A 1249-nucleotide genomic window follows, 5' to 3' on the forward strand; every position below is an offset into this window, starting at 1 on the left:
GGATATACAACTTTTTGTGGATGACAGAGGTCATTTATTTACCAGGTCTAATAGTTGGGATGACAAATGGAGTACATGGCGTAAAGTGTGGAATGATGGAAATTCCAATAGTGCATTAACCGATTGGTCAGCTAAGAATTTATCAGTTAGTGGTGCTGCAGAATTGAAGGGCTCTCTTACCACCAAGGAATACGTTTTTACCCAGGGCACCTTCCAAGAATCTGACATCAGAAGCAAAGAAGACATCTGCGGTATGCACCAGGTACTGGATAAAGTCATGCAAATGAATCCCATCCAATACCGTTACAAGGCAGATCAAAAAGGAAAACGGAAACACCTGGGTTTTGGAGCACAGGAAGTGAAAGAACTATTTCCAGAATTGGTGCATTACTCTGAGGATAAAGACCTTTACAGCCTAAATTATGGCAACTTAGGAGCTATCAATACAGCTGCCATTCAAGAAACCAATATCTGTCTACATCAAGGGTTGCATAAGCATCAAGAAGCCATTGATGAACAAAAAAGGATAATTACTGAACAAAAAAGGGCACAAAAACGACTCGAAAAACAATTGCAAAGTCAGAAGAAGGTTAGCCGACTGCAAAAAGAGAGGATTCAGAATCAACAGGCAAGTTTGGAAGAGCAGAAAAATTTACTGGACCAACAAGAAGAAAAAATTCTTTTACAACAAAAAAAGATTCAGGTACAGCAATCCGGCTTACAGCAACAAAAAAGAAATAATGCCAAGTATTCAGAAAGAGTAGAATGGCTACAATCGAGCATGGTGGAACATAAAAAACGTTTTGAGGAGCAACAAAAAAATAATGCCGCCTTGAAGGAAATGCTTCAACTTCAGGAGGTGAAAATGACTCAGCAATCCGAAGAAATGCAGGAAGTTAAAAAGTTGCTAACAGAGCTTTCAGCACCCATTATGGAAAAAATGGGTAAAAAATGGCGCTCTTTGTTTGGTGAATAAGTTCACTTGGGTAGTTGAGAAATGGGAGCTCTATGATTTTCTAAAGCCCCATTTTAGAATATAAACCAGCAGTGTCCCTTTTTTCCCTTAATAAGGGAAGAGGGGCTAAAGAAGGGTTTCTTAATTATTTACCATAAGGAATCATTAAAAGGAAACCCCATTCTCTTAGTGTTTTAACGGAATCCTAGCTTGGGTGATCATATAAACAAATGACCCACCCCAACAAAATCAGAATAGATATCAATGAAAAAATTACACTTTACCGAAGGCGGC

The 1249-nt window shown here is 38.7% G+C and carries 1 protein-coding gene; it reads left to right on the plus strand.

The window, feature by feature from the left end; all coding sequences use genetic code 11:
- Nucleotides 1–976: tail fiber domain-containing protein (locus E1171_RS01170; RefSeq protein WP_155203268.1), on the plus strand; the 976-nt coding region annotated here is incomplete at its 5' end.
- Nucleotides 977–1249 lie beyond the last annotated feature (273 nt).

Source organism: Xanthovirga aplysinae (assembly GCF_009711365.1).
Classification (GTDB): domain Bacteria; phylum Bacteroidota; class Bacteroidia; order Cytophagales; family Cyclobacteriaceae; genus Xanthovirga; species Xanthovirga aplysinae.